This is a genomic window from Streptomyces sp. NPDC001700, from assembly GCF_053596435.1.
This window is the reverse complement of sequence record NZ_JBSFGE010000009.1, coordinates 291,698-310,764: the sequence shown is the minus strand read 5'-3', so window position 1 is coordinate 310,764 and position 19,067 is coordinate 291,698. Positions and strand designations below refer to the sequence as shown.

Below are 19,067 nucleotides of genomic sequence, written 5' to 3'. Positions count from 1 at the left end.
GGGGGAGGCCGGGGCGCGGTCTGTCAGCGTCCGCCGAGCGCGACCGTCCGTCCGTCGCGCGCGGGCCGCACCGCGTGGATGCCGACCACGTCCATCCGGGCCGGGGAGCCCAGCGGCGAACCGCAGCTCTGCTGCCTCGGCGGCGCGGCCGCCACCTGCGCGACGCTCACCCGCCACACCCGGCCGTCGGTGTGCGCCACGGTCACCGACCAGGCGGGGGCGGCGCTCTCGGTCCGTACGACGGTCAGCGCGTCGGCCCCGTCCTCACCGGTCAGCTCGCGGACCGCCAGTTCGGCCGCCTGACCGGGCCGCTCCCAGGCGGAGCGGCCGCGGCAGCCCTCGGTGGCCACCCGGTTCTCGCGCAGCGCCGCCAGGGTGTCCTTGACGTCCTGGGCGGTGGTCCGGCCGTAGGCGTAGCCGTGCGGCAGGACGACGAGCGTCGGCGAGAAGCGGTGGCCGCCGATGTGGGTGATCTCCCAGGTGCCCTCCACCCCGGCGGAGGTCAGCTCGGCGGCCAGCGGGCGGCCGAGCAGCGCGCAGCAGCGGTCGCGCTTGCCGTTGGTGCACACCAGCACCAGCGGATCGCCGGTGTACTCCTCCCACGCCCCGTGGGCGTCGTCGGGCAACTCCGCGGGAGCGTCGTCGGCCGCACCGGCCAGCCCGCCCGGGTCGCCCGCGCCCAGCGCGGCGAAGTCCAGGTCGAGCAGCCGCCCCGGGTCGGCGAGGGCGGTCGTACGGATCCAGGAGCGGCCGGGCCGGGTGTGCGCCACGAACACCCGGTGACGGCTGCCCGCGTGCAGGTCGGCATGGCGGCCGGGCCGGCGGATCAGCGCCACCCGGACACCGGTGCCCTCGGCGGCGCGCTCCAGGGCGCGCCCCACGGCCGGGTCCAGACGGCTGGCCGTGAGGGCCTCGGTGCCCCAGGGGCCCGGTTGTTCGAGAAGAAGCCAGGTGGGGGCGGTGGCCGCCGTCCCGGCGAGAGGCTCGGACAGATCCCGGGAAGCGGTCGTGCACGTGCTCACGAAGGTAAGCCTAACCTCTGTCGATCAGCTTCGCGCACGGGCGGGGGAATCCGGGTGACGGGGGAGCGAGATGGTCCGGTTTCCCCGGGGGCGCGGCCTGTTCCGCAGGGGCGGGGACGGCGGGAGAATGGCGCTCCGGGGGCGGAGGGGGGTCTGATGCGCGGACTGTGGGCGCGGTGGCGCGGGCGCCGTGGGAAGCGCGGGACGCGGCGGCTGGACGCGGCGCTGAAGGCCAGGGTGCGGGCGGCGTACGCCGAGGGGCGGCCGATCCCCGAGGAACTCGCCCGGCAGGCGGCGCTCACCGGTGACCGGGAGGGCATGACGGTCTACGGGATCGGGCTCGGCAACCGCGGTGCGTACCCGGAGGCCCTGCACTGGCTCGGCAAGGCGGTCGCCGCCGGGGACCTCACCGCGCTGGTGGTGCTCGGCACCCTGCATCTGGACCGTGGCGATCCGGCCGAGGCGGAGCGGCACTTCCGGAAGGCGGCCGACCGAGGCCACCCCGGCGCCCGCGTCGCGCTCCAGCAGCTGCGGGCCCGGCGTAACGGAGCCGGACACTAGGGGGTGCCCGGCGGTGGCCGCACGCGCGGGGGCGCGGCACCCATCCGGTGCCGCGCCCCTGACGACTCGCTTTCCGCCGGTCCTACACCGGCCCGGCGACCACCGCCACCGGCTTGTCGAGCGGCACTCCCGAGCCGTCCCGGCGCGGATCGGGCTCCGGCAGGGGCACCGGGGCGCCCGTGGCCGACGCCGCGCGGGCCGGGGTCGCGCCCGCCCAGGCCAGCACCAGACAGTCCTCGCCCTTGAGGAACCGCTGACAGCGCACCCCGCCCGTGGCACGCCCCTTGCGCGGGTACTGGTCGAAGGGGGTGAGCTTGGCCGTCTGCTGTGCGGAGTCGTCGAGCGTGCCGTGCGCACCGGAGACGGTGAACACCACCGCGTCGGCCGCCGGATCGATCGCGGTGAAAGAGATCACCTTCGCGTCGGGAGCGAGCTTGACGCCCGCCATGCCGCCCGCGGCGCGCCCCTGCGGCCGCACCTGCCCGGCCGGGTAGCGCAGCAGATGCGCGTTGTCGGTGATGAAGACCAGGTCTTCCTCGCCTGTGCGCAGCTCGACCGCGCCCACGATCCGGTCGCCCTCCTTGAGGCCGATGACCTCAAGCTCGTCCTTGTGGGCCGGATAGTCCGGGACCACGCGCTTGACGACGCCCTGCTCCGTGCCGATGGCGAGCCCCGGTGAGGACTCGTCCAGAGTGGTGAGGCAGATCAGCTCCTCGTCGTCCTCCAGGGACAGGAACTCGGCGATCGGCGCGCCGCCCGCCAGATTGGGGGGCGCGGACGACTCCGGTAGCTGTGGCAGGTCGATGACCTGGAGCCGCAGCAGCCGCCCGGTCGACGTCACCGCGCCGACCTCCGCGCGGGCCGTCGCCGGGACCGCCGAGACGATCACGTCGTGCTTGCTGCGCTTGGCCTGCCCCTCGCCCGCGAACAGCTCCCCGTTCGCCGTACGGGCCAGCAGCCCGGTGGAGGACAGCAGCACCCGGCACGGGTCGTCCGCGACCTCCAGCGGCACCGCGGCCAGCGGGGCGTCGGCGGACTCCAGCAGCACCGTACGCCGCGGGGTGCCGAACTTCTTTCCCACCGTGGCCAGTTCGGAGGAGACCAGCTTGCGCAGCTCGGCGTCCGAGTCGAGGATCCGGGTCAGCTCCTCGATCTCCGCGTTGAGCCGGTCGCGCTCCGACTCCAGCTCGATCCGGTCGAACTTGGTCAGCCGGCGCAGCGGAGTGTCCAGGATGTACTGGGTCTGGACGTCCGACAGGCTGAAGCGGTTCATCAGCGCTTCCTTGGCCTGCGCCGAGTTCTCGCTGGACCGGATGAGCCGGATGACCTCGTCGATGTCGAGCAGGGCCACGAGCAGCCCCTCGACCAGGTGCAGCCGGTTGCGCCGCTTGGTGCGGCGGAACTCGCTGCGCCGGCGCACCACGTCGAAGCGGTGGTCGAGGTAGACCTCCAGCAGCTCCTTGAGCCCGAGCGTGAGCGGCTGGCCGTCCACCAGCGCCACGTTGTTGATGCCGAAGGACTCTTCCATCGGCGTGAGCTTGTAGAGCTGCTCCAGCACGGCCTCCGGGTTGAAGCCGTTCTTGATCTCGATCACCAGGCGCAGGCCGTGCGCACGGTCGGTGAGGTCCTTGACGTCCGCGATGCCCTGGAGCTTCTTCGCGCCGACGAGGTCCTTGATCTTGGAGATGACCTTCTCGGGGCCGACCGTGAAGGGCAGTTCGGTGACGACGAGGCCCTTGCGGCGGGGCGTCACGTCCTCCACGGCCACCGTGGCGCGGATCTTGAAGGTGCCGCGCCCCGTCTCATAGGCGTCCCGGACACCGGCGAGCCCGACGATCTGACCGCCGGTCGGCAGGTCGGGGCCCGGCACATGCCGCATCAGCGTGTCGAGGTCGGCATTCGGGTGCCTGATCAGATGGCGGGCGGCGGCGACCACCTCGCCCAGGTTGTGCGGCGGCATATTGGTCGCCATGCCGACGGCGATTCCGGACGTGCCGTTGACCAGCAGGTTCGGATAGGCGGCGGGCAGGGTGACGGGCTCCTGCTCGCTGCCGTCGTAGTTCGGCGAGAAATCGACCGTGTCCTCGTCGATGGACTCGGTCATCAGCGAGGTCGCCGAGGCCATCCGGCACTCGGTGTAACGCATCGCGGCGGGCGGGTCGTCATTGCCCAGCGAGCCGAAGTTGCCGTGGCCATCGACCATCGGCAGGCGCATCGAGAACGGCTGCGCCATGCGCACCAGCGCGTCGTAGATCGACGCGTCGCCGTGCGGGTGGAGCTTACCCATCACCTCGCCGACGACGCGGGCGCACTTGACGAAGCCGCGCTCGGGGCGCAGCCCCATCTCGTTCATCTGGTACAGGATGCGGCGGTGCACGGGCTTGAGCCCGTCGCGGGCGTCGGGCAGCGCGCGCGAATAGATGACCGAGTAGGCGTACTCGAGATAGGAGCCCTGCATCTCGTCGACGACGTCGATGTCGAGGATGCGCTCCTCGAAGTCGTCCGGCGGCGGACTCTTCGTGCTGCGGCGGGCCATCGCGCTTGCGGCTCCTTCAACGGCAGAGCGGGATCTGACGCGGACCATTGTGGCCCCGTCCGCCGACAACTGTGGAACGGGCCATCCCCCGGCGGCTCCGTGAGCACCCCTCGGCGGCCCTGCCGGTCCGTCCTCGGGAGCCCCCAGGGGACCTTGGCCGGACCTTTGCGTGACGGGAACTTCGCCAGATGTCCGTGCGGTTGCATACAGTGACAGAAGCGCTCATCACAGCGGTTCGCACGCGCTCCATCACGCGATCGAAGGGACGTACATGCCCATGGGTCACACGGCCACGCAACAGGCCGGCTCCGGCGGCCTGAAAGCGACCGAGCACCGTCTGGCCAACGGCCTGCGGGTGGTGCTCTCCGAGGATCACCTGACCCCGGTCGCCGCGCTCTGCCTCTGGTACGACGTCGGTTCACGCCATGAAGTCAAGGGGCGTACCGGCCTCGCCCACCTCTTCGAGCACCTGATGTTCCAGGGCTCGGCCCAGGTGACGGGGAACGGCCACTTCGAACTGGTCCAGGGGGCCGGCGGCTCGCTCAACGGCACGACCAGCTTCGAGCGCACCAACTACTTCGAGACGATGCCCGCCCACCAGGTCGAGCTGGCGCTGTGGCTGGAGGCGGACCGGATGGGGTCCCTCCTGACCGCGCTGGACGAGGAGAGCCTGGAGAACCAGCGGGACGTCGTCAAGAACGAGCGCCGCCAGCGGTACGACAACGTGCCGTACGGCACGGCCTTCGAGAAGCTCGTCGGCATGGCCTACCCCGAGGGCCACCCGTACCACCACACCCCGATCGGCTCGATGGCCGACCTCGACGCCGCCTCCCTGGAGGACGCCCGGGAGTTCTTCCGTACGTACTACGCGCCGAACAACGCGGTGCTGTCCATCGTCGGCGACATCGACCCCGAGCAGACGCTCGCCTGGATCGAGAAGTACTTCGGCACCATCCCCTCCCACGAGGGCAAGCGGCCGCCCCGCGACGGCACGCTCCCCGAGGTCATCGGCGGGCAGCTGCGCGAGGTCGTGGAGGAGGAGGTCCCGGCCCGCGCCCTGATGGCCGCCTACCGGCTGCCGCACGACGGCACCCGTGAGGCCGACGCCGCCGACTTGGCGCTGACCGTCCTCGGCGGCGGCGAGTCCTCCCGGCTGCACAACCGCCTGGTGCGCCGTGACCGTACGGCCGTCGCCGCCGGATTCGGCCTGCTGCGGCTGTCGGGCGCGCCGTCGCTGGGCTGGCTGGACGTCAAGACCTCAGGCGGGGTCGAGGTGCCCGGCATCGAGGCCGCCGTCGACGAGGAGCTGGCCCGCTTCGCCGAGGAGGGCCCGACTCCGCAGGAGATGGAGCGCGCCCAGGCGCAGATCGAGCGCGAGTGGCTGGACCGGCTGGCCACCGTCGGCGGCCGCGCCGACGAGCTGTGCCGGTTCGCCGTGCTGTTCGGCGACCCGCAGCTGGCCCTGACCGCCGTGGGGCGGGTGCTGGACATCACCGCCGAGGAGGTGCGGGCCGTGGCCGCGGCGCGGCTGCGCCCCGACAACCGCGCCGTGCTGGTCTACGAGCCCGTCCAGGGCGCCGAGGACGCAGAGCAGGCCGACGCCGCAGAAGCCGCCGACACCGACGCAGAAGGGGAGGCGGCCCAGTGAGCGACGCCGTCACCGCCACCATGACCTTCCACCCGCAGCCGCAGGGGGGCGCCCCCAAGCCGTGGGCCTTCCCGGCGCCCGAGCGCGGTGAGCTGGCCAACGGGCTGACCGTGCTGCGCTGCCACCGCCCCGGCCAGCAGGTCGTCGCGGTGGAGATCAACCTGGACGCCCCGCTGGACACCGAGCCGGCCGGTCTGGAGGGCGTCGCCACGATCATGTCGCGCGCCCTGTCCGAGGGCACCGACAAGCACACCGCCGAGGAGTTCGCCGCCGAGCTGGAGCGCTGCGGCGCCACCCTGGACGCCCACGCGGACCACCCCGGCGTCCGGGTCTCCCTGGAGGTGCCGGTCTCCCGGCTGCCCAAGGCGCTCGGCCTGCTCGCCGACGCCCTGCGCGCCCCCGCCTTCCCCGACGGTGAGATCGAGCGGCTGGTGCGCAACCGGCTCGACGAGATCCCGCACGAGCTGGCCAACCCGGCCCGCCGCGCCTCGATGGCCCTGGCCAAGGAGCTGTTCCCGACCGAGTCGCGGATGTCCCGGCCGCGCCAGGGCACCGAGGAGACCATCGAGGGCATCGACGCGGCGGCGGTGCGGGCCTTCTACGAGGCGCACGTCCGGCCGTCCACCGCGACCGCGGTCATCGTCGGCGACCTGGCCGGGGTCGACCTCGACCAGGCGCTCGCCGACACCCTGGGCGCCTGGACCGGCGGCCCCGCCCCGCAGCGGTCGGTCCCGCCGGTCATCGCCGACGACACCGGCCGTGTGGTGATCGTCGACCGGCCCGGCGCCGTCCAGACCCAGCTGCTCCTCGGGCGCATCGGCGCCGACCGCCACGACCGCGTCTGGCCCGCCCAGGTGCTGGGCACCTACTGCCTGGGCGGCACCCTCACCTCCCGGCTGGACCGGGTGCTGCGCGAGGAGAAGGGCTACACCTACGGGGTGCGCGCCTTCGGCCAGGTGCTGCGCTCCACGCCGCCCTCGCCGGCCGGCGGCGGCTCGGCGGGCGCCTCGCTGCTGGCGATCAGCGGTTCGGTGGCCACCGAGGTCACCGGCCCGGCGCTGGAGGACCTGTGGACGGTGCTGCGGACGCTGAAGGAGGAGGGGCTGACGGACGCCGAGCGCGATGTCGCCGTGCAGAACCTCGTCGGCGTCGCCCCGCTCAAGTACGAGACGGCGGCCGCTGTCGCGGGCACCCTCGCCGACCAGGTCGAGCAGCACCTGCCGGACGACTTCCAGGCGCAGCTGTACGCCCGGCTCGCCGACGCGGGCACGGTGGAGGCGACCGCGGCGGTCGTGAGCGCCTTCCCGGCCGACCGGTTGGTGACCGTGCTCGTGGGTGACGCCTCCCGGATCGAGGAGCCGGTGAAGGCGCTCGGCATCGGAGAGGTGACCGTCATCACCGGCTGAGGCCGCTCAACGCACTACCCCCACAAGGACCCTGGCGTCGAGTAAGACGCCGGGGTCCTCCCATATGTCCGATGTGCGGGGCGTTTGGTTTGTGGCGAGAACAACAAAAACCCGTAACCGTTTGGTGATCGAAACACGGCCCGTCTAGCGTCAGTGCGGCTGTTCGCCGGATACCGCCGCACCCGCGGCACGGACAGCCATCGCCGAGTCCCATGGTGTGAGTGCCAGGGGAGCCGGGGACCCAAACGTCCCTGGGGTGAATCGGACGCCTTCCCCGGCCGGGGGAGGGGCCCGTAGGAGACCTTCCTGCTCCGAACCCGTCAGCTAACCCGGTAGGCGAGAGGGAAGGAAAGGAGTGCGCCACACCATGGCGTTCACCCGTGCCGCCGGGAAGCACCGACGTCCCAGCCAGACCGCCGTCCGCACCGGCGCGAACATCGCTGGCATCACCACGGTCGCCTCGGGCGTCGTCGCCGGGATCGCCGGCCCCGCCCTCGCCGCGACCGGAGAGGCGTCTGCCCAGGACACCGGTCTCCGCCAGGCGATGGTGATGGGCGACGGTCTCTCCGACCAGATTGACGCGCAGGCCCTGTCCCAGGAGAGCGCCGCCGAGGCCGCAGAAGCCAAGGCGAAGGCCGAGGCCGTGGCCCGCCAGGAGGCCGCGCGGAAGGCCGACGCCGCCGCGAAGAAGGCCAAGGCGGAGCGCGAGATCAAGGAGCGCGCCGCGCGTGAGGCCGAGCGCAAGCGCCTCAACACGTTCGTCTCGCCGATCGACGGCTCCTCCGTCTCCACCGGTTACGCGGCGTCCAGCGGCCTGTGGTCCTCCGGCAGCCATACCGGGATCGACTTCCAGGCCTCCACGGGCACCGAGGTGCAGTCGGTGGGCTCCGGCGAGGTCGTCGAGGCGGGCTGGGGCGGTGCCTACGGCAACAACGTCGTCATCAAGATGAACGACGGCACCTACACCCAGTACGGCCACCTCTCGTCGGTCGGCGTCTCGGTCGGTGAGAAGGTCACCCCCGGCCAGCAGATCGGCCTGTCCGGCGCCACCGGCAACGTCACCGGCCCGCACCTGCACTTCGAGGCCCGCACCACCGCGGAGTACGGCTCGGACATGGACCCGCTGTCGTACCTGCGCTCGCACGGCGTCAACCTCTGATCCGTCGCCCACTCCTGTCGAAAGGCCCCGTCCGCTCCGGACGGGGCCTTCGGCGTGCTCTGCCCCTATGACCAACTGTGCCGCCGTGACCAAAAAATATCCCTGAATTTCCTTCGCCCATCGGAAATCCCGGCAGCTTCGAATAGAGTCGCTGAACGCGCGTCAATCGGATGCGTTTCGCGGGGTTGAGGCGGAGGTTCGATAATGCGGGACCGGAAGTGAACGGGGATACGGCCGCACTCCAGGGCGGTCGCCGGATTTCGGCTCATGCGGTGTGTACGGCGATCCGTGACGACATCATCTCCGGTACCTGTCCGCCCGGCAGCCGGCTGACCGAGGAGCTGCTGGCCCGGCGCTACGGGGTCTCCCGGGTGCCCGTCCGCGAGGCGCTGCGCACCCTGGAGTCCGAGGGCTTCGTCACGACCAGGCGGCATGCGGGTGCCTGCGTCGCGCAGCCGTCCGAGAAGGAGGCGGCCGACCTCCTGGACATCCGGGCGCTGCTGGAGCCGCTGGGCGCCGCCAGGGCCGCCCAGCGGCGCACCGAGGGGCATCTGAAGGTGCTGCGCGGTCTGGTCCGGCTCGGCCAGGAGCGGGCCCAGCACGGCCGGCTGGGCGAGCTGCGCTCGCTGGGCGACTGGTTCCACGAGACGCTGGCCCAGGCGTCCGGGAGCCCGAGCCTGGCGGGGCTGCTGGTGCAGCTGCGGCGCAAGACGGCGTGGGTGTACGCGGTGGATCCGGCCCGGCGGTCAGCCCAGCCCGGGCAGGCCGTGCAGGTGGTGCCGGGCGTACCGGGCGCTGCCGGGGGCCCGGACCTGTCGGTGCGCGCCGTCGAGTCCTGGGCGGAGCACGGGGCGATCGTGGACGCGGTCGCGCGCGGTGACGCCGAGCGGGCGCGGGCGCTCGCCGCCGCGCACACCGAGCGTTCGCTGTCCGAATATCGATTGCGAAACGCGTCCCAGGTGAGGACTTCGAAACATTCCGTAAACACGGCGAGCGGCCGGAATTAACAGCCGCCCGGTAAAGCGCCCAAGGGAATTCCGTATCCGGAAAAACAACGGGGCCGCGGTGATCCGTAATGGTTCACCGCGGCCCCGCCGCGCCGAAATGCGATTCGGACGGAATCAGACGGTCTCCGGAAGCTCCTCAAGGCCCTCGGCCACCAGCTTCGCCAGGCGGTCGAGCGCCGCCTCCGCGTCGTCGGCCTCGGAGGTGAGCACGACCTCGTCGCCACCCTGAGCGCCCAGGCCGAGCACGGCGAGCATGGAAGCGGCGTTGACCGGGGTGCCGCCCGCCTTGGCGATCGTGATGGGGACGCCGGCGGCGGTCGCCGCACGGACGAAGATCGACGCCGGGCGGGCGTGCAGGCCCTCGGCCCAGCCGATGTTGACGCGGCGCTCAGCCATGGTGTTGCCCTTCAGATCTGCGGGTGCTGTTGTCTAGACCAGATCATACGGTGTCCGGTCTCGCCCGGGTCGAGCCCGAGTGGGTCCGGTCATGTCCGAACGGGTCCGATACGGACTTTCCCTCGACATCCCCCGTTCACGCAAGGGTGTCCGTCATACGGACCCTTCCGTCCCGGTCCTCAGCCCGTACTCTGTCCCCATGCCGAGCCCGTCGGATCACCACGCGTACCCCACCCACTGGGAGGCGGACGTGGTGCTCAGGGACGGAGGCACCGCGCAGATCCGGCCCATCACCCCCGATGACGCGCAGCGCCTGGTCAGCTTCTACGAACACGTCTCGGACGAGTCGAAGTACTACCGCTTCTTCGCGCCCTACCCCCGGCTCTCCGACCGGGACGTCCACCGCTTCACCCACCACGACTATGTCGACCGGGTCGGCCTCGCGGCCACCGTCGGGGACGAGTTCATCGCCACCGTCCGCTTCGACCGCATCGACGAGAACGGCCTGCCCGCCCATCTCCCGCCGCCCTCCGAAGGCGACGCGGGCCGCGCCCCCGCCGACGAGGCCGAGGTCGCCTTCCTGGTCCAGGACGCCCACCACGGCCGCGGCGTGGCCTCCGCCCTCCTCGAACACATCGGCGCCGTCGCCCGCGAGCGCGGCATCCGCCGCTTCGCCGCCGAGGTGCTGCCCGCCAACACCAAGATGATCAAGGTGTTCACGGACGCCGGTTACACCCAGAAGCGCAGCTTCGACGACGGTGTCGTCCGCCTCGAATTCGACCTCGAACCCACCGACCGCTCCGTGGCCGTCATGCGCGCCCGTGAGCAGCGCGCCGAGGCCCGCTCCGTGCAGCGGCTGCTCACCCCCGGCTCCGTCGCCGTCATCGGAACCGGCCGGGCCCCCGGCGGAGTCGGCCGCACCGCGCTGCGCAACCTCCTCGACGGCGGCTTCACCGGGCGGGTCCACGCCGTCAACCACGCCTTCCCCGAGGACTGGACGCGGCTGGACCCCGAGGGCGTCCCGGCCCACCGCTCCCTGCGCGAGATCGACGGACCGGTCGACCTGGCCGTCGTCGCCGTGCCCGCCGCGCAGGTGCCCGCCGTCGTCGCCGACTGCGGCGAACACGGCGTCCAGGGGCTCGTCGTCCTCTCCGCCGGATACGCCGAGAGCGGCCCCGAGGGCCGCGACCGCCAGCGCGACCTGGTCCGCCAGGCCCGCACCTACGGCATGCGCGTCATCGGCCCCAACGCCTTCGGCATCATCAACACCGCAGAGGGCGTGCGGCTGAACGCCTCCCTCTCGCCCCGGCTGCCGGTCCCCGGCCGCATCGGGCTGTTCACCCAGTCCGGCGCGATCGGCATCGCCCTGCTCTCCGGACTGCACCGGCGCGGCGCCGGACTCACCCGGCCCACCGGCGCGGAGGGGACGGCGGGCCTGGCGGGCCTCGCGGGCATGGTCGGTCTCTCCACCTTCGTATCCACCGGAAACCGCGCCGACGTCTCCGGCAACGACCTCCTCCAGTACTGGTACGAGGATCCGCAGACCGATGTCGCCCTCATGTACCTCGAATCCATCGGCAACCCCCGCAAGTTCACCCGGCTCGCCCGGCGCACCGCCGCCGTCAAGCCCGTCGTGGTCGTCAAGGGCGCCCGGCACAGCGCCAGCGCCCCCACCGGGCACGCCGTGCCCACCACCCGCATCCCCGACGCCACCGTCTCCGACCTGCTGCGCCAGGCGGGCGTGCTGCGCGTGGACACCGTCACCCAGCTCGCCGACGCCGGGGTGCTGCTCGCCTCCCAGCCGCTCCCGGACGGGCCGCGCGTCGCCATCCTCGGCAACTCCGAATCCCTCGGCCTGCTCACCTACGACGCCTGCCTCACCGAGGGGCTGAGCCCGCTGCCGCCCCGCGACCTGACCACGGCCGCCGCCCCCGAGGACTTCCACCGCGCCCTGACCGGGGCGCTCGGCGACGACACGTGCGACGCGGTCGTGGTCACCGCCATCCCCTGGGTCGGCGACGCCCGCACCGCGGACCTGGCCGCGGCCGTCCGTACGGCGGCAGCCGTAGCGCCCGGGCGCGGCGCGGCCAAGCCGGTGGCGGTGGTCCACCTGGAGGTCCCCGGCCTCGCGGAGGCCCTCGCGGGCGCCGGTGACCCGGCCTCGGAGCCCGGCGCCGCACCACCGGCCGAGGCCCGCCGGATCCCGGCCTACCCGGCCGCCGAGCGCGCGGTGCGGGCGCTCGCCGAGGCCGTGCGGTACGCGCGCTGGCGGCGGGAGGCCGAGGAGCCCGGCCGGGTGCCGGAGTACGACGACATCGACGAGGCCGGGGCCGCCGCCGACATCGAGGTGCTGCTGGCCCCACCCCAGGGAGCCCCGCCGGAGGCCCCCGCGCCGGACGGGCCCGGCGGCACCGGCATCGAGCTGTCCGCCGCCGACACCCAGCGCCTGCTGGCCCGCTACGGCGTCAGCGTGCTGCCCGCGCTGCCCGCGCCCGACCCCGGCACCGCCGTACGGGCCGCCGGGCGGCTCGGCTACCCGGTCGCGCTGAAGCCGACCGCCCCGCATCTGCGCCACCGCACCGACCTGGGCGGGGTGCGGCTCGACCTCGGCGGCGAGACGGAACTGCGCCGCGCCTACGCCGAACTGACCGCCCATCTCGGCCCCGCCGAGGAGCTGGGCCTGGTCGTGCAGCGGATGGCCCCGCGCGGCGTCGACACCGTCGTCCGGGCCGCGATAGACCCCGGCGCCGGAGCCGTGCTCTCCTTCGGGCTCGCCGGTGCCCCGTCCGAACTGCTGGGCGACACCGCCCACCGGCTCGTCCCCGCCACCGACCGGGACGCGGCCGAACTGATCCGGTCCATCCGGACCGCACCGCTCCTCTTCGGCTGGCGGGGTTCCCACCCGGTGGACACCGCGGCCCTCGAAGAGCTGCTGCTGAGGGTGTCGCGGCTGGTGGACGACCATCCCGAGGTGGTCGCCGTCGATCTGGAGCCGGTGGTCGTCGCCCAGCGCGGCCTCTCCGTGCTTGGCGCGTCCGCGCGGCTGGCGCCGCCACCGGTGCGCACCGATCTCGGCCCCCGCCATCTGCCCGCCTACTGACGGCTCAAGGGGTGTCTTGTCGATCAGGCTGGATCAGCGAGCGGCGTCTGGTGCGGTACCTCGCACGTCGCGTGAGGAGAGCGCAGCGGCGCTGCGTGCGACGAGCGCGGCGCGGCGAGGTGCCGTGCCAGGCGTCGTGAGCCCAGCATGATCGGCAAGGCACCCCCTGGGGACCCGGGCGGGCATGGGAGCCGGTGTCGGCGCCGCCCCGTAGGATGGTGTCCATGGCGAAGACCGGTACGACGACCCAGGGGCTGCGCGCGGCGATCGAGCGCAGCGGCTATTACCCGGCACTCGTGGCCGAGGCGGTGGAGGCCGCCGTGGGCGGCGAGCCGATCGTGTCGTACCTGGTCCATCAGGAGACCACGTTCGACGCGAACGAGGTCCGCCGCCATGTCACGGTCCTCGTCCTCACCGGAAACCGCTTCATCGTCAGCCACACCGACGAGCAGGCCGCGGACGGCACCTCACCGTCGCCGTACGCGACCACCTCCACCGAGTCGGTGAAGCTCCAGCGGATCTCCTCGGTCGTGCTCAGCCGGGTCGTCGCCAACCCCGAGTCGTACACCCCGGGCACCCTGCCCCGCGAGGTCGTGCTGACCATCGGCTGGGGCGCCGTCAACCGCCTCGACCTGGAGCCCGCCGCCTGCGGCGACCCCAACTGCGAGGCCGACCACGGCTACACCGGCTCGTCCACCGCCGACGACCTGAGCCTGCGGGTCAGCGAGGCAGGCGACGGCCCCGACACCGTCCGCCAGACCCTCGCCTTCGCCCAGGCGCTCTCCGAGGCCACCGCGGCCACGCCGGACACCGGCCGCTGATGCCCGGCTCCGCCACCGGCCCGACCACCGCCGCCGATTCCGCCTGGCCCGAGCCGGTGCCCCTCGACCCCCGCGCCGCTCCCTTGCCGCGCTACGGCACGGGATCGCTCGCCGATCTGCTGCCCGCGATCGCCGCAGGTCAGGGCGTTCCCGGGCTGGCGTCCGGGCTGGCCCTCGCCCCGGCCGACCGGGTCTGCGTCTTCCTGGTCGACGGCCTGGGCTGGGAGTTGCTGCGCGCCCACCCCGCCGAGGCGCCCTTTCTGACCTCGCTGCTGTCCAGCTCGCTGAACGGCACCGGCGCCCCGCTCACCGCGGGCTTCCCGTCCACCACCGCGACCTCGCTCGCCTCCGTGGGTACGGGGCTGCCGCCCGGCGCCCACGGGCTGCCGGGTTATACGGTGGCCGACCCCGCCACCGGCCAGCTGATGAACCAGCTGCGCTGGCAGCCCTGGACGGATCCGCACGCCTGGCAGCCGTATCCCACGGTCTTCCAGCTGGCCGACGCGGCGGGCGTGCACACCTGCCAGGTCTCCGCGCCGACCTTCGCCGAGACCCCGCTCACCAAGATCGCGCTGAGCGGCGGCACCTTCCACGGGCGGCTCTCCGGCGAGGAGCGGATGGACCTCGCGGCCGAGCAGCTCGGCGCCGCGGACCGCTCGCTCGTCTACACGTACTACAGCGAAGTGGATGGCAAGGGTCATCGCTTCGGCGTCGACTCCGCAGAGTGGCGTGACCAACTCCGCTACGTCGACGGGCTGGCCCAGCGGCTCGCCGAGCAACTGCCGCCCCGCTCCGCGCTGTACGTCACCGCCGACCACGGCATGATCGACATCCCCTTCGACCCGGAGTCGCGCCTCGACTTCGACACCGACTGGGAGCTGCGGGCGGGCGTCGCGCTGCTGGGCGGCGAGGGCCGGGCCCGCCATCTGTACGCGGTCCCCGGCGCGGCCGGTGACGTGCTCGCCGTATGGCGCGAGGTGGTGGGGGAGCGGATGTGGGTGGCCAGCCGTGACGAGGCCATCGAGGCGGGCTGGTTCGGGCCGCCCGGCGGCAGCGGCGGCGTGGACGACCGGGTCTACCGGCGCATCGGCGACATCGTGGCCGCCGCCCATGACGACGTCGCGATCGTCGCCTCGGAGACCGAGCCGAAGGAGTCCGCGATGGTCGGGCTGCACGGTTCGATGACCCCGGTGGAGCAGCTCGTCCCGCTGCTCGAAGTACGCTCCTGAGCGACCGCGTTGCCCCGGGGCGGCCGCCGCACCGGCTGCCTCCCCGTCACCCGTTCCGTACGAAAGGCTCCACCACCCCCATGCCCGAGCTGGTGTTCTTCTCCGGAACCATGGACTGCGGAAAGAGCACCCTGGCTCTGCAGATCGAGCACAACCGGTCGGCCCGCGGGCTCCAGGGGATGATCTACGCCCGGGACGACCGGGCGGGCCACGGCAAGCTCTCCTCGCGGCTCGGACTGGTCACCGAGGCCGTCGAGGCCGTCGCGGACCTGGACTTCTACGCCCATGTGGTCGGCGTGCTGACGGCCGGGGGCCGCGCCGACTACGTCATCGTGGACGAGGCGCAGTTCCTCACCCCGCTCCAGATCGACCAACTCGCCCGCGTCGTCGACGACCTGGAGCTGGACGTCTTCGCCTTCGGTATCACCACCGACTTCCGCAGCAAGCTCTTCCCCGGCTCCCAGCGCCTGGTCGAACTCGCGGACCGGGTGGAGGTGCTGCAGGTCGAGGCGTTGTGCTGGTGCGGCGCCCGGGCGACGCACAACGCCCGTACGGTCGGCGGCGAGATGGTCGTCGAGGGCGCCCAGGTCGTCGTGGGCGACGTCAACCGGCCGGAGAGCGAGGTCGGTTACGAGGTGCTGTGCCGCCGCCACCACCGGCGCCGGATGACGGCCGCCGGGGCGCGGGCCGCCAGCCTGTCCCCCGATGTGCTCCCGGTCGACTCGCCCGCCGCCCCGCCGAAGGTGCTCTAGGCCCCCGGGGCCCGTACGACTCTAGGACCCCTGGGCCCGTACGACGGTGAAGGCCGCCCCCTCCCGGTCCGTGACCAGGGCCGCGCGCCCGGTCGCCCGGTCGGACGGCGGCTCGACCAACCGGCCGCCCAACTCGGCCACCCGGCGCACCGCTTCGTCCACGTCCGCCACCGCGAAGTGCGTCATCCAGTGCGCGCCCCGGTCGCGGGGCAGGGCCTGGCCCACGCTCCGGATCGCGCACACCGGCCGCCCGTCCAGACACAGGGTCCGGCGGCCGGGCCCGGGCGGCGGCGCGCTCTCCGTGCCGTCCGGTTCGTAGCCGAAGACCATCTGGTAGAACTTCGTGACCGCGCCGGACTCGCGCGCCGTCAGCTCGTGCCAGACCGGGGTGCCAGGCAGCCCCTCCTCCCCGAGGGCGGCGTGCTCGTCCTCCTGCCACACGCCGAACACGGCGCCTTCCGGATCGGAGGCGATCAGCATCCGGCCCGCCTCGTCCGCGTCCAGCGGGCCGACGGCCACGGTGCCGCCGCAGGCGCGGATCATCTCCGCCGTCTCGTCTGCGTCGTTCGAGGCCAGATAGGTCATCCAGGAGACCGGAAGCTGTCGTTCCGGAGGCAGCTCGCCCAGTCCGGCGACCGGCCGGCCGTCCCGTAGCGCGCGGACGTACGCGCCGAGCTGCTGTGGCCCCGGGGCGAACTCCCAGCCGAACAGGGCGTGGTAGAAGTCCTGTGTCGCGGAAAGGCTGTGCACCATCAAACTCGTCCAGCAGGGCGTGCCCGGTGTGCGCCGAGTCGCTGCCTCGGTCATACGTCACTCTCTCCTCGGACCATCGTCGTGGCCGTGCGGCCCCGGCCGGTCGGCGGCGCGGGGCGGTGATGCGGAGGTGCTGATGTGGGGGGCCCGAACGATGTTTGCACCACCTGCCGCGACAAGCGCCCCGGCCGCGCCGCACTACGCGCGCCCGGCAAGAAGAATGCCCGGTTTACTGCCGCACATCCGTTTCGCTGTGCTTGCCGTTGAGTGACCATCAGCTGTGCGGTGGGTGATCGGGGGGTCCAAACGTCGCAACGGTATCTGCGCAAGGATGGTTCCCATGAATGCCATCATCACCGCACCCGATCTCATGAACGCACTGGCGGGGGAGCGTCCCCCGCTCCTGTTGGACGTGCGCTGGCAGCTCGGCGGCCCGCCCGGCCGCCCCGCCTACGAGGCCGGACACCTGCCCGGCGCCGTGTACGTCGACCTCGACACCGAGCTGGCGAGTCCGGCCGGGGCGGCGGGACGCCATCCGCTGCCCGATCTTTCCGCGTTCGCGGCCGCGATGCGCCGGGCCGGGGTCGGCCGGGACCGGCGCGTGGTGACGTATGACGGCGGACAGGGGTGGGCGGCGGCGCGCGCCTGGTGGCTGCTCCGCTGGGCGGGCCACCCCGATGTACGGGTGCTCGACGGCGGTCTGCCCGCCTGGACGGCGGCCGGGGGCGCGCTGACCACCGACCTCCCGGGCGAGCCCGAGGGCGACTTCGTCCCGGAGCCCGGCGCCCTGCCGCTGCTCACGGCGGACGAGGCGGCCGCGCTCGCCCGGCGCGGGGTGCTGCTGGACGCGCGGGCGGGCGAGCGCTACCGCGGTGAGGTCGAGCCGATCGACCGGGTCGGCGGCCATATCCCGGGCGCGGTCTCCGCTCCCACCGCCGAGAACGTCACCGCGGAGGGGCATCTGCTGCCCGCGAAGCGGCTGGCCGAGCGCTTCGCGGCTCTCGGCGCCGCCGGGGACACCGAGGTCGGGGTGTACTGCGGTTCGGGCGTCTCGGCCGCGCACCAGGTCCTGGCGCTGGCGGAGGCGGGCATTCCGGCGGCCCTGTACGTGGGGTCGTGGAGCGAGTGGTCCGCCGATGGCAGCCGTCCGGTGGCCACCGGCCCCGAGCGCGGCTGAGCCCGCACACCGCTCCGGGCCCGTCACCGACCTGCGGTGACGGGCCCGGAGCCCATTTCAGAGCGAGCGGCCCGGAGGCTACTCCTGCTTCTTGCGGCGCGTCCCGAAGACGATCTCGTCCCAGCTCGGCACTGCGGCCCGGCGGCCCGGACGGACACCGTCCGCTTCCGCCTGGCGGTCCGTCGTACCGGTCAGCCGGTCACGGTGGCCCGCGACCGCGCGGGGCATCAGCACATCCGCGTACGCCGAACCCGCGCTCGCCGCCGGGGCGGGCGGCTCGACGGTCTCGGCCTCCTCCACCGGCTCGTCCGGCGGCGGGGGCGGCGCCACGACCGGTGCCTCGGGCACGACCATGTCGCCACGGAAGTTGGGCACGGCCTCCAGCAGGCTGGTCAGCGAGTCACGCTCGAGGCCATCGTCCATCGAGGCGGACGCCGGGACCGGCAGCGCGGACTCGTCCTCGTCGTCGCCGTGGTCGGAGGACGCCCCCCGCTCCCAGTCTCTTTCTCTGTCCCGGTCGCGGTCTCTGTCCTTGTCCCGGTCGCGCGGCAGCCGGGCGATGCGCGGCACGAAGGGGAAGCTGGGCTCCGGCGTGTCGTCGGCCTCGCCGATGAGCGTCCGCGCCTCGTCGTCCACGGCCTGGACCAGCCGCCGGGGCGGGTCGTAGGTCCAGCTCGCCGAGTGCGGCTCACCGGCGACCCGGTAGACCAGCAGCACCTCCCAGGTGCCGTCGTCACGCCGCCACGAGTCCCACTGCGCGGTGTCCTTCTCGGCGCCGCGCAGCAGCAGCCGCTCCGCCACGGCCTCGCCGAGCTGCGGGCCGGTGTTCTCGCCGGGGCGGCGCACGGGTGTCTTACGGGCGCGCTCGGCCATGAACGCGCGCTCCGCGAGCACCGGGCCCTCGAAGCGGCGCACGCGGTCGACGGGGATGCCGGCCATCTGCGCGACCTCTTCGGCCGTGGCGCCAGCGCGTATACGGGCCTGGATGTCACGGGGCCGGAGATGGCTCTCGACCTCGATCTCGATCTGGCCGAGCCGAGCGCGGTCGTTGCGCACCGCGGCGCGCAGTCGCTCGTCGATGGGAAGCGTGTACTCCGTGCTGTCCGCAGCCTTGAGCACCAGCCGTGTGCCGTCGTTGCTGACGGCCACGACACGCAGTTCGGGCATGGGGACCTCCCGGGTGGTGCCTGCCGACGTCACGGTTGCGTCGCTGCTCTCCCGCTAGACGAGTGTGGCCTGCCCGGGTGCAGCCTGCCACAACTTTGCCGAGTTGCCCGGGCCGGTTCGTTGCCGCCCTCTGCCCCCTCCCGTTGGGTCCGGGCGGCCGGACGGGAAAGCGGGGCCAGGGCTCGCCACAGTACTCCATTCGGGCCGCTCGGGTGGAGCGGCGCGCCAGCAGAGTTCGGGCGTGGCGTGGTGATCCGGCGCCGAATCCTTCGAAGTGGGGCGCAATTTGGGTGGCAACTTTCACAGGAACGTCAGAATCGGAACGATCCGCTT

The 19,067-nt window shown here is 73.1% G+C and carries 15 protein-coding genes and 1 riboswitch; of the genes, 10 read left to right on the top strand and 5 right to left on the bottom strand.

Annotated elements, in window-relative coordinates:
- Positions 1–23: 23 nt before the first annotated feature.
- Entirely contained in the window at positions 24–1,022 is a 999-nt protein-coding gene (locus tag ACWC5C_RS19735) for a sucrase ferredoxin (RefSeq protein WP_450876883.1), read from the bottom strand.
- Between the two features lie 156 nt (positions 1,023–1,178).
- On the opposite strand from ACWC5C_RS19735, the gene ACWC5C_RS19730 reads away from it, so the two are divergent.
- Positions 1,179–1,583: a tetratricopeptide repeat protein gene (locus ACWC5C_RS19730; RefSeq protein WP_450876881.1), complete on the top strand. Its 405-nt coding sequence runs from the start codon at positions 1,179–1,181 to the stop codon at positions 1,581–1,583.
- 82 nt (positions 1,584–1,665) lie between these two features.
- On the opposite strand, the gene ACWC5C_RS19725 is transcribed toward ACWC5C_RS19730, so the two are convergent.
- The gene (locus ACWC5C_RS19725) at positions 1,666–4,119 is read right to left on the bottom strand and encodes a DNA gyrase/topoisomerase IV subunit A (protein WP_450876879.1); all 2,454 of its coding nucleotides are present in this window, start codon (positions 4,117–4,119) and stop codon (positions 1,666–1,668) included.
- Positions 4,120–4,390: 271 nt separating this feature from the next.
- Here ACWC5C_RS19725 and ACWC5C_RS19720 point away from each other — a divergent pair, with 271 nt between their 5' ends.
- The 4 genes from ACWC5C_RS19720 (at position 4,391) to ACWC5C_RS19705 (ending at position 9,339) form a co-directional block, all read left to right on the top strand.
- A complete protein-coding gene (locus ACWC5C_RS19720) occupies positions 4,391–5,767 on the top strand; it encodes a M16 family metallopeptidase (protein ID WP_450876877.1) in 1,377 nt (458 codons plus the stop codon).
- Between the two features lie 20 nt (positions 5,768–5,787).
- Positions 5,788–7,173 carry a M16 family metallopeptidase gene (locus tag ACWC5C_RS19715; RefSeq protein WP_385441148.1) on the top strand — a complete coding sequence of 462 codons (1,386 nt, stop codon included), beginning with the start codon at positions 5,788–5,790 and terminating at the stop codon, positions 7,171–7,173.
- A 191-nt stretch (positions 7,174–7,364) separates the two neighbouring features.
- A riboswitch (cyclic di-AMP (ydaO/yuaA leader) is annotated at positions 7,365–7,527 on the top strand.
- A 13-nt stretch (positions 7,528–7,540) separates the two neighbouring features.
- A complete protein-coding gene (locus tag ACWC5C_RS19710) occupies positions 7,541–8,332 on the top strand; it encodes a M23 family metallopeptidase (protein ID WP_450876875.1) in 792 nt (263 codons plus the stop codon).
- A 272-nt stretch (positions 8,333–8,604) separates the two neighbouring features.
- On the top strand, positions 8,605–9,339 hold the full coding sequence (locus tag ACWC5C_RS19705) for a GntR family transcriptional regulator (RefSeq protein WP_450876873.1): 735 nt from the start codon (positions 8,605–8,607) through the stop codon (positions 9,337–9,339).
- A gap of 114 nt (positions 9,340–9,453) precedes the next feature.
- Here the strand turns inward: ACWC5C_RS19705 and ACWC5C_RS19700 are convergent, their stop codons facing one another.
- Positions 9,454–9,735, bottom strand: coding sequence for an HPr family phosphocarrier protein (locus ACWC5C_RS19700; protein WP_385441018.1), 282 nt, complete (start codon positions 9,733–9,735; stop codon positions 9,454–9,456).
- A gap of 199 nt (positions 9,736–9,934) precedes the next feature.
- Between ACWC5C_RS19700 and ACWC5C_RS19695 the strand changes: the two genes are divergently transcribed.
- The 4 genes from ACWC5C_RS19695 (at position 9,935) to ACWC5C_RS19680 (ending at position 15,637) form a co-directional block, all read left to right on the top strand.
- On the top strand, positions 9,935–12,835 hold the full coding sequence (locus ACWC5C_RS19695) for a bifunctional acetate--CoA ligase family protein/GNAT family N-acetyltransferase (RefSeq protein ID WP_450876871.1): 2,901 nt from the start codon (positions 9,935–9,937) through the stop codon (positions 12,833–12,835).
- Positions 12,836–13,059: 224 nt separating this feature from the next.
- Positions 13,060–13,656 (top strand): DUF5998 family protein, encoded by a 597-nt coding sequence (locus ACWC5C_RS19690; protein ID WP_063735875.1) that lies wholly within the window; start codon positions 13,060–13,062, stop codon positions 13,654–13,656.
- Complete coding sequence (locus tag ACWC5C_RS19685) at positions 13,656–14,885, top strand: alkaline phosphatase family protein (RefSeq protein ID WP_450876869.1); 1,230 nt, start codon at positions 13,656–13,658, stop codon at positions 14,883–14,885. The genes ACWC5C_RS19690 and ACWC5C_RS19685 overlap by 1 nt, the downstream gene beginning before the upstream one ends.
- Positions 14,886–14,965: 80 nt before the next feature.
- Positions 14,966–15,637 carry a thymidine kinase gene (locus tag ACWC5C_RS19680; RefSeq protein ID WP_385441012.1) on the top strand — a complete coding sequence of 224 codons (672 nt, stop codon included), beginning with the start codon at positions 14,966–14,968 and terminating at the stop codon, positions 15,635–15,637.
- Between the two features lie 21 nt (positions 15,638–15,658).
- Here the strand turns inward: ACWC5C_RS19680 and ACWC5C_RS19675 are convergent, their stop codons facing one another.
- A complete protein-coding gene (locus ACWC5C_RS19675; protein WP_450876866.1) occupies positions 15,659–16,444 on the bottom strand; it encodes a VOC family protein in 786 nt (261 codons plus the stop codon).
- Between the two features lie 286 nt (positions 16,445–16,730).
- Here ACWC5C_RS19675 and ACWC5C_RS19670 point away from each other — a divergent pair, with 286 nt between their 5' ends.
- Positions 16,731–17,567, top strand: coding sequence for a sulfurtransferase (locus tag ACWC5C_RS19670; RefSeq protein WP_450876864.1), 837 nt, complete (start codon positions 16,731–16,733; stop codon positions 17,565–17,567).
- Positions 17,568–17,645: 78 nt separating this feature from the next.
- On the opposite strand, the gene sepH is transcribed toward ACWC5C_RS19670, so the two are convergent.
- Positions 17,646–18,767 carry a septation protein SepH gene (sepH, locus tag ACWC5C_RS19665; protein ID WP_450876862.1) on the bottom strand — a complete coding sequence of 374 codons (1,122 nt, stop codon included), beginning with the start codon at positions 18,765–18,767 and terminating at the stop codon, positions 17,646–17,648.
- Positions 18,768–19,067: the final 300 nt, after the last annotated feature.

Excerpts from the sequence above, each read along its gene's own strand:
- ACWC5C_RS19730 (WP_450876881.1), top strand. The coding sequence starts at position 1,179 with ATGCGCGGACTGTGGGCGCGGTGGCGCGGGCGCCGTGGGAAGCGCGGG.
- ACWC5C_RS19725 (WP_450876879.1), bottom strand. The coding sequence starts at position 4,119 with ATGGCCCGCCGCAGCACGAAGAGTCCGCCGCCGGACGACTTCGAGGAG.
- ACWC5C_RS19720 (WP_450876877.1), top strand. The coding sequence starts at position 4,391 with ATGCCCATGGGTCACACGGCCACGCAACAGGCCGGCTCCGGCGGCCTG.
- ACWC5C_RS19715 (WP_385441148.1), top strand. The coding sequence starts at position 5,788 with ATGACCTTCCACCCGCAGCCGCAGGGGGGCGCCCCCAAGCCGTGGGCC.
- ACWC5C_RS19710 (WP_450876875.1), top strand. The coding sequence starts at position 7,541 with ATGGCGTTCACCCGTGCCGCCGGGAAGCACCGACGTCCCAGCCAGACC.
- ACWC5C_RS19700 (WP_385441018.1), bottom strand. The coding sequence starts at position 9,735 with ATGGCTGAGCGCCGCGTCAACATCGGCTGGGCCGAGGGCCTGCACGCC.
- ACWC5C_RS19695 (WP_450876871.1), top strand. The coding sequence starts at position 9,935 with ATGCCGAGCCCGTCGGATCACCACGCGTACCCCACCCACTGGGAGGCG.
- ACWC5C_RS19690 (WP_063735875.1), top strand. The coding sequence starts at position 13,060 with ATGGCGAAGACCGGTACGACGACCCAGGGGCTGCGCGCGGCGATCGAG.
- ACWC5C_RS19685 (WP_450876869.1), top strand. The coding sequence starts at position 13,656 with ATGCCCGGCTCCGCCACCGGCCCGACCACCGCCGCCGATTCCGCCTGG.
- ACWC5C_RS19680 (WP_385441012.1), top strand. The coding sequence starts at position 14,966 with ATGCCCGAGCTGGTGTTCTTCTCCGGAACCATGGACTGCGGAAAGAGC.
- ACWC5C_RS19675 (WP_450876866.1), bottom strand. The coding sequence starts at position 16,444 with ATGACCGAGGCAGCGACTCGGCGCACACCGGGCACGCCCTGCTGGACG.
- ACWC5C_RS19670 (WP_450876864.1), top strand. The coding sequence starts at position 16,731 with ATGAATGCCATCATCACCGCACCCGATCTCATGAACGCACTGGCGGGG.